Source organism: Psychrobacillus sp. 05T411 (genome assembly GCF_056396485.1).
In genome coordinates, this window is the sequence record NZ_JBFTLO010000018.1 from 53,926 (window position 1) to 61,193 (window position 7,268).

Below are 7,268 nucleotides of genomic sequence, written 5' to 3' on the forward strand. Positions count from 1 at the left end.
GCAACCAAATTGCTGGTGAAAGCAACTATTTCTTAAAATAGCTCTTTACTTGGATTGAGATAACTAGGGATAAAAGGTATTATTCCGATATGTGGTTGATATATAACAATTTTATCCTAAAAGATGTGCTCTTTATTAGAAGGCCGCATTTTCTAATTAGATTTAATAAACATTACGTAGTAGATTGGGTTATTTTAATCTCTGATATGTGTCGACACTAAATTAGATAGTAATTCCCATGGATTGGAGCGCAAGGCGGCGACTCCTGTGGAGGCCAACACGATGTTGGTCACGAAGGCGTTGCCACACGATGTGGCGTTCTTAGCCTTTGTTCCTCTGCTTGATACAGGTGAGACCCCGCACGTAGCGTAAGCGGAGGAGGAGGCTCAACGCTCGCCCCACGGAAAGCGTTCGCCCTGAAGCGGAAATCCCAGCGGACACCTCATTCAACTTTCTACGTTGCATTTTCTCTATACTGTACATACCCATAAGGGCAATCCTTGCAAAGAAATATTTCCAGAAATCCGACTTTTCTTTTTAGCATATTTTTCGTTTCTAATTCCTGAATGTGGTACAATTTTTTTAGAACATTATGGATAGCGAGTTGAGGAATAATGGAAAATCATAAATATGCAGTTGTTGATATTGAAACAACAGGCCATTCATCGGCGAATGGTGACCGTATTATTCAACTTGCAATAGTATTTATTGAAAATAGCAAAATAGTGGATACATATACAACATTTATCAACCCCGAAAAACCAATCCCTTTTTTCATACAAGATTTAACGAAAATTGCAGACAAAGACGTACAACATGCACCGCTGTTTGAAACAATCGGATCCAACGTGTTAGATTTACTGCAAGATCATATTTTTGTGGCGCATAATATTCACTTCGATCTTCCTTTTTTGCAAAAAGAATTGAAACGAGTAGGTCTTCCAAAACTTGTATGCAAAACGATGGACACGGTAGAATTCACCAAACTAATGTTTCCGAATCTGTATAGTTATAAATTGCAAGATATCGCTACCGAATTACATATCCCGCTAAATGTAGCCCATCGTGCAGATGATGATGCGTTAGCTACTGCATATTTATTATTAAAATGTATCGAACAATTAAAATGCTTGCCTTTAAAAACAATCGAATTATTACATAAAAGGTCATTTCATTTAAAATCAAATTTATCGATCTTATTTTTTGATGTATTAGCCGAAAAAAGAAAACAGTATGATGCAGCTAACTATCCAATGTACCGAGGAATTCCCTTAAAAGAAGTGGAAACAGTTCAAGATGCAAGCCTTACATCTATTCCTTATCCTCGAACGAAAGAGTTAAAAATGACTCTATTTCGAAAAGGGCTTCCTCATTTTGAAGAAAGACAAGGGCAGTTTGCGTTTATGGATGAAATTCAACATGCGCTTGATACAAAAGCAGAAACGGTTTGTGAAGCAGAAACCGGAATCGGCAAAACGCTAGGTTATTTATTACCTGCCACAATTTTCGGGCTGAGTCAGCAAAAGCCAGTTATTATTAGTACATATACGACCCATTTAATCGACCAGTTAGTGTTAGAAGAAATACCGAAGCTAGAACGTTTTTTAGACATTCCCATACGTGTAGCAAAACTAAAAGGAATGCAACACTATATAGATTTGTATCGTTTTTGGCAGCATGTGCAGCTAGAAGATGAATCGTACGACGAAACATTTACCATTATGCAAATACTAGTTTGGCTGACGATAACGGATGAAGGGGATCTTACGGAACTCAACGTATCTGGTGGGGGGCAATTATTCGTAGATAAAATAAGAAAAACGTCCCTATCGAAAATATTAGAAGAGCGAGATATGGACTTTTATGAACGAGCACTTGGTAAAAGTGAAAAATGCGATGTTTTAGTGACGAATCATTCGATGATTATGGCAGACCGTGAACGAAAGAAAAAATTATTAGGGCATGGCTGTGCCACAATTATTGACGAGGCACATCAAGTTATTCATGCAAGTATGTCTCGAAAAGAACGTATATTTTCTTATACGACTTGGAAATATGTATTGGGCCAATTTGGTACATTAGACACTGAACAACTGCTTAGTAAACTTGAGGTGCTACATATACCTTTAGCGCTACGAATTCGACTGGAAAAACAATATGTAGACGTAGTTGAGTCGTTTGACCGAGCCATTTCGTCCGTTATTCATGCTATCCCATCTACAAAGGGACATTCGAAAAGTACAAAAAAAATGGCAACATTAGATGATTTAAATTTAAACACATCCATTTTCCGTACTGTTGCTACTGCGATGCAAACGTATATTTTATCAGCCAAGTCAATATTAACTACTTATGCGAAAAATAAGTTGGATGATCAAGCCACTGTATTATTGAACGAATGGGAATATTGGATAAGAGAGCTTGAAATTAAAGTAAGTGAATGGGATGAAATCTTTTTACTTGATGAAGCAGTGGAAGCCAAATGGCTAGAAATTGATACAAGAAGCATTCCGGGAAGCTTAACGATTATTAAACGACCGCTAAATTATCAAAAAGACATTAAAGAAGCGGTCGACCATATGAGAGCATCTGGTGCAGTCATTTGGACGTCAGGCACGCTCACTGTGCCTTCTAATCGTCATTTTATTACGTCTCAATTAGGATTAAGTACAGCGATTCCGATTCATCAATTCCGTGCAGCTGCTGACTATTATAATGGAGCAGAGCTCTTAATCATGGAGGATATGCCAGATATTAAGCAAGTGTCCCAAAGTGATTATATTGAGGCGGTTGCTGAAGCAATTGTTCAAACGGTTCTTGTAACAGAGGGCAGATGCTTTGTTTTATTTACATCACAAGATATGTTAAGGAAAACAGTAGAGATTATACAAGATACAAATTTACTCGAAGACTATATGTTATTTGCACAAGGGATGACATCGGGCAGTAGAATGCGACTCTTGAAATCATTTCAACGCTTCTCGAAATCGGTGTTATTTGGAACAAATAGTTTTTGGGAAGGGGTAGACGTTCCTGGAGATGCATTGTCGGTAATTATTATGGTTCGTTTACCATTTTCATCACCAGATGATCCTTTATTTAAAAAGCGGGCAGAATTACTTAGCGTAAATGGTCAAAATCCATTTACTGCTTATTCGCTTCCGGAAGCAGTGTTGCGATTTAGACAAGGATTCGGCCGTTTAATACGAGCTTCGAAAGATAAAGGTGTTTTTATCGTATTGGATAGAAGGATAGAAACGAAGTCATATGGAAGTGACTTTTTACAGGCAATTCCTAATATTCCTATTAAAAAAGTGACGCTCGAAAATATGGTCTTAGAGCTGGAAAATTGGTATACTAATGAAGGATGAGTTTTAGAAAGCGGGTAGAAATATGGAAAACAAAATTGAAGTGCTATCTACTGTTAAAGTCAATTATCAATCGGACTTATATAAACTAGTGGATGCATTAAATCGAACATTAAAACAGCAAGACTTGATGTTTGGCTTAGCACTTGATAAAGAAGATCAAGAAAAGTGCGTTTTTACCATTTATAGGACGTAACGAATGGTACTTAAAAGATGGCTCTTATTTATCGTTATTTTTGCAATTAGCTTAACGGTGATACTTAGTTTACTGATATATTTCCAAGCAAAAACACCGTTTTCAGAAGCGAATGAAAATGCGGAAAGCTATGTAACGAAAAACCATTTGCTCGCTCAAGTAGACGACTCTTATGTATATAATAGTACAAGTACTTTCCATACCGTGATTGGCAAAACAGCAAAGGGAGAAGAAAAAGCATTTTTCGTCCCAGCGAAAAAAACGGATGATGCCTTAATGGAAGTAAATTTAAAAGATGGCATATCGAAAGAAAAAGCAATTGAACTTGCAATGAGTAATGAAAAAAATGGTGAATTATTGCATGCCAAGCTCGGTGTAGAAGAAATTGGTCCTGTTTGGGAAATAACCTATGTAAACGAGAAAAACACACTCAATTATGTATATCTCCTGTTTGATAATGGAGATTGGTGGAAGAAAATTTCGAATTTATAAGAAAACTTTTGACTTGTGGAGGAAACTATGAAAAAAATAATGATTAAAGAGATGGAAAACTATGTAGGCGAAACAGTTAAACTTGGTGCGTGGCTTGCAAATAAACGCTCAAGTGGAAAAATAGCATTTCTACAATTACGTGATGGCTCTGGCTTTGTGCAAGGAGTTGTCGTAAAAGAAGAAGTTGGCGAAGAAATTTTCCAAACAGCTAAAGGGTTAACACAAGAGACATCTATGTATATTATTGGAGAAGTGACGAAAGATGACCGCTCTTCATTTGGTTATGAATTACAAGTAAAAGAAATTGAAGTTATCCAAGCTGCTGTTGACTTCCCAATTACACCAAAAGAGCATGGAACTGAATTTTTAATGGACAACCGTCATTTATGGTTACGTTCAAGAAAACAACATGCTGTGATGAAAATCCGTAACGAAATTATTCGTGCAACCTATGAGTTTTTTAATAATGATGGTTACGTTAAAGCAGATCCGCCTATTTTAACAGGTTCATCACCTGAAGGAACGTCTGAATTATTCCATACAAAATATTTTGACGAAGATGCATATCTTTCTCAATCTGGCCAATTATATTTAGAAGCTTCAGCGATGGCACTTGGTAAAGTGTTTTCTTTCGGACCAACTTTCCGTGCTGAAAAATCGAAAACGCGTCGTCATTTAATCGAGTTCTGGATGATTGAACAAGAAATGGCTTTTTGTGAACTAGAAGAAAACTTAGAAATTCAAGAACAATATGTGGCATTTATTGCCCAAGCTGTTTTGAAAAACTGTAAATTAGAGTTAGAGCGTCTTGGTCGTGATTTATCGAAATTGGAAAATATTCAAGCGCCGTTCCCTCGTATTACTTATGATGATGCAATTAAACTTTTACATGAAAAAGGGTTTGATGATATTGTGTGGGGAGATGACTTTGGTGCTCCTCATGAAACGGCAATTGCTGAAAGTTATGATAAACCAGTATTCATCACTCATTATCCAGTAGGGATTAAACCATTCTATATGCAACCACATCCGACACGAGATGATGTTGTATTATGTGCGGACTTAATCGCACCAGAAGGTTATGGTGAAATCATTGGTGGTTCAGAACGTATTTGGGACTATGATCTTCTAAAACAACGTATACAAGAGCATGGTTTAGATGAATCTGCTTATGCTTGGTACTTAGAGCTTCGTAAGCAAGGTTCTGTACCGCATTCTGGTTTTGGACTAGGTTTAGAACGTACAGTAGCATGGCTAAGTGGAGTAGAGCATATTCGTGAGACGATTCCATTCCCACGTCTATTAAACCGTTTATATCCGTAATAAGCTTTAAAGTACATTGTAATATAGAGAAAAGGGAGACGATGGGTATGCAAAAGCGAGATCGACTCCGTATTTGGACTGAGCAGGGAAATGTAACTATTTCCCAGCTTTTTTTTAGTCATTATAAAGCGATTAATATTAAAGATGAAGAAGCGATTCTTTTATTGCATTTAATTGCTTATGGAGAAGCAGGAAATCATTTTCCAACACCACAAAACTTAATTGATCGCACGCATTTCAATGAACATAAAGTAGTGAGTATTTTACAGCGCCTCGTTCAAAAAGGGCTTGTCCAAATTGATCAGCATATGGACGCAGATGGCGTACATTATGAATATTATGCTTTCCATCATTTATGGGAACTGTTACTAGATCACATGGAACAAGAAGAAAATCATTCCGAAGACGAGCAAGTAAAAGTAGAAGAAGGCGAAATATATAAACTGTTTGAACAAGAATTTGGACGGCTTTTATCGCCGATGGAATACGAAACCATTGGTATGTGGTTCGATCAAGATAAACACTCCGCTGCGCTAATTCGGTTAGCATTAAAAGAAGCGGTGTTATCCCAAAAACTAAGTTTGCGTTATATAGATCGTATTTTATTTGAATGGAAAAAGAAAAATATTAAAACGGTAGAAGCGGCTGAAAATCAGACAGCTCAATTTAGACAGCAAATTCCAGTTCAAAAACAAGTGGAACAACCATCAACAAGTTCTGCGAAAGTCTCATTTTACAACTGGTTAGAAGAGAGAGAGTAGGTGGAAGTGTTTTGCTTACGAAAGTACAATGGCATTATTGCCTAGATGAGATGGAGCGAATGTTCCCGGATGCGCATTGTGAACTCGTTCATAAAAATCCATTTGAGTTATTAGTTGCCACATTATTGTCAGCTCAGTGTACAGATGTACTTGTGAATAAAGTAACGAAAAACTTATTTCAAAAATATACAAAGCCCGAAGATTATATAGCAGTTCCAATCGAAGAATTACAAACGGATATCCGTTCGATTGGACTGTACCGTAATAAAGCCAAAAACATTCAAGCATTAAGTCAACAGCTGATCGACTTATATGATGGGGAAGTGCCGGCAGATAGAGACTTACTGACGACTTTTCCAGGTGTCGGACGAAAAACAGCCAATGTTGTCGTGTCAGTTGCTTTTGATATTCCTGCCATTGCAGTGGATACGCATGTAGAACGTGTAACAAAACGATTAGGGCTGTGCAGATGGAAAGATTCAGTGCTTCAAGTAGAAGAAACGATTATGAAAAAAACACCGATCGAATTATGGTCCAAAACGCATCACCAACTTATATTCTTCGGTCGCTATCATTGTAAAGCACAAAATCCAAATTGCCCCGAATGTCCTTTGTTATCCGTATGTCGAGAAGGTGCGAAAAGGATGAAGAAAATTGCAGGAGCTAAATGAATTCGAAAAATGGGATGATTTGCAAGTCCAGTTAGCATTGCTTTTCAAAGAAAAAGATACTAGTAGAGTAGAGTTAATGGAGCAAGGAATTCAGCTACTACAAGCTATTATAGAAAAAACAGAGCAAGCAGCTCCTCTAAATTTCTCCGAACGATTTACGTATATTTGTAACAATAAACATAATTATACAGCCTTCAAGCAATTGGATGAGCTTTTCAAAGAAACAAAAAAGAAACTCGCAGGATTAAGAGCACAAAACCATCATGAATAAAAAAGAGAATGAGCGGAGAGATCTCATTCTCTTTTTTATATGGTTCTATAATATTTGTTGGGGTTTTCCTACAATTGTGCATAAAAAAATGCACGTAACTTCTGTTTCTTTTATACTTGAATTGTCGAGAAACAAGTATGAAAAGGAGCTACGTACAAATGCATTTTAACATGAATATCCCAGGAT

Annotated in this window: 7 protein-coding genes; all 7 read left to right on the forward strand. The window is 36.9% G+C overall.

The annotated features are described in order from the left end of the window. Positions 1–614 precede the first annotated feature (614 nt). From dinG to AC1DFT_RS14575, 7 genes are read left to right on the forward strand one after another with little or no spacing between them, the layout of a single operon-like run. Positions 615–3,371 (forward strand): ATP-dependent DNA helicase DinG, encoded by a 2,757-nt coding sequence (gene dinG, locus AC1DFT_RS14545; protein WP_478159452.1) that lies wholly within the window; start codon positions 615–617, stop codon positions 3,369–3,371. 22 nt (positions 3,372–3,393) lie between these two features. Then, positions 3,394–3,564, forward strand: a complete 171-nt coding sequence (locus tag AC1DFT_RS14550) for a YpmA family protein (RefSeq protein WP_402828075.1) — start codon at positions 3,394–3,396, stop codon at positions 3,562–3,564. 3 nt (positions 3,565–3,567) lie between these two features. Further along, positions 3,568–4,056 carry a cell wall elongation regulator TseB-like domain-containing protein gene (locus tag AC1DFT_RS14555; protein ID WP_478159453.1) on the forward strand — a complete coding sequence of 163 codons (489 nt, stop codon included), beginning with the start codon at positions 3,568–3,570 and terminating at the stop codon, positions 4,054–4,056. A gap of 27 nt (positions 4,057–4,083) precedes the next feature. Next, on the forward strand, positions 4,084–5,379 hold the full coding sequence (gene asnS / locus AC1DFT_RS14560; RefSeq protein ID WP_478159454.1) for an asparagine--tRNA ligase: 1,296 nt from the start codon (positions 4,084–4,086) through the stop codon (positions 5,377–5,379). A gap of 47 nt (positions 5,380–5,426) precedes the next feature. Further along, positions 5,427–6,140 carry a DnaD domain protein gene (locus AC1DFT_RS14565; protein ID WP_478159455.1) on the forward strand — a complete coding sequence of 238 codons (714 nt, stop codon included), beginning with the start codon at positions 5,427–5,429 and terminating at the stop codon, positions 6,138–6,140. Positions 6,141–6,151: 11 nt separating this feature from the next. After that, on the forward strand, positions 6,152–6,811 hold the full coding sequence (nth, locus tag AC1DFT_RS14570) for an endonuclease III (RefSeq protein ID WP_478159456.1): 660 nt from the start codon (positions 6,152–6,154) through the stop codon (positions 6,809–6,811). Beyond that, a complete protein-coding gene (locus tag AC1DFT_RS14575) occupies positions 6,795–7,082 on the forward strand; it encodes a YpoC family protein (RefSeq protein WP_478159457.1) in 288 nt (95 codons plus the stop codon). Before nth ends, AC1DFT_RS14575 begins: the two co-directional genes overlap by 17 nt. Positions 7,083–7,268 lie beyond the last annotated feature (186 nt).

Excerpts from the sequence above, each read along its gene's own strand:
- dinG (WP_478159452.1), top strand. The coding sequence starts at position 615 with ATGGAAAATCATAAATATGCAGTTGTTGATATTGAAACAACAGGCCAT.
- AC1DFT_RS14550 (WP_402828075.1), top strand. The coding sequence starts at position 3,394 with ATGGAAAACAAAATTGAAGTGCTATCTACTGTTAAAGTCAATTATCAA.
- AC1DFT_RS14555 (WP_478159453.1), top strand. The coding sequence starts at position 3,568 with ATGGTACTTAAAAGATGGCTCTTATTTATCGTTATTTTTGCAATTAGC.
- asnS (WP_478159454.1), top strand. The coding sequence starts at position 4,084 with ATGAAAAAAATAATGATTAAAGAGATGGAAAACTATGTAGGCGAAACA.
- AC1DFT_RS14565 (WP_478159455.1), top strand. The coding sequence starts at position 5,427 with ATGCAAAAGCGAGATCGACTCCGTATTTGGACTGAGCAGGGAAATGTA.